We start from the raw sequence: 1017 nt of genomic DNA on the forward strand, positions 1-1017 counted from the left end.
TGCCAACTGAAAATATCGTCGAGTTCTTGCTTGGACTCTCGAACCGGACGATGCATGTCTTTTGGGTATTGAGCGGGCTTAGCAAAGCGATGGTTAAAATCGGCGATGAAGTAGGGAAGCCAGGCGTTGGCTTGTTCGATGGTGTCGATACATCTCTTTAACCAGTCGGTCTTGCAGCGTGAGGTTGGCTCGCTCAACGCGGCCTTTGGCTTGGGAGCTGTTGGCACAGATGAGTTCTATGGCCAGTTCTTTCAACACGCGCCCGTATTGAGTTTGGCCAACTTGTTTGTGTTTCTCCTGATTCACTCGAAAAATAGAGTGCTTGTCACTGTAAAATGCGATGGGCTTGCCGTGCTCATTGAGGTATTCACGCGTGGTCATCATGTAGTCAAACGCGGATTCTGTCTCGCTGAATCTTAGGTTCATCAGACGGCCAGTCGCATCATCAATGAACACCAATAGGCAGCATTTGTCGCTGCGGCCCTAAAACCAGTCATGATGTGAGCCATCTATCTGAATCAATTCTCCAAGACAGTCTCGACAGTAACGAGGTTGATAGACTCTAGGTTTTCGTTGTGAGTGCGGGATCCAAAGGTTGTCGGCAATCATCCATTGGCGAAGTGTCTCTAACGAGATAGCTAAATTATGATTTTCTATGATCTTTTCACGTGCAAATGTGGGCGAGAAATCAGAATAGTGTTTATGGATAGTCGAAAGAATCTCTTTGCGATATTCGTCAGAATAACGCCGATTACTGGGTTTACCTCTAGAAGCATGGGTTAAACTAGCCGCACCATGTTCACGTAGTTTGTTCATTAACCTTTGAACTTGACGCTCACTTAACGAAAGTATCTCTGCCGCATCAGTACGACGCAAACGATGTTCACAGACGTCTTGAATAACTTTGAATCGACTAATTTCTTTTTCACTCATGGCAATCAACATCTCAGTAGTCCTTAGTAACCGAAGCTGGTACATGAAATGTAGTCAGCAACCAGTACTAAGGTGACATTTTAA

General features: G+C 45.3%; 1 pseudogene. It reads right to left on the reverse strand.

Annotated features, from left to right (window positions below):
* Window positions 1-933: pseudogene (locus tag H5300_RS26825) on the reverse strand (ISNCY family transposase); the annotation flags it as partial.
* Window positions 934-1017 lie beyond the last annotated feature (84 nt).

This window comes from Vibrio sp. SG41-7 (assembly GCF_014164465.1).
Classification (GTDB): domain Bacteria; phylum Pseudomonadota; class Gammaproteobacteria; order Enterobacterales; family Vibrionaceae; genus Vibrio; species Vibrio splendidus.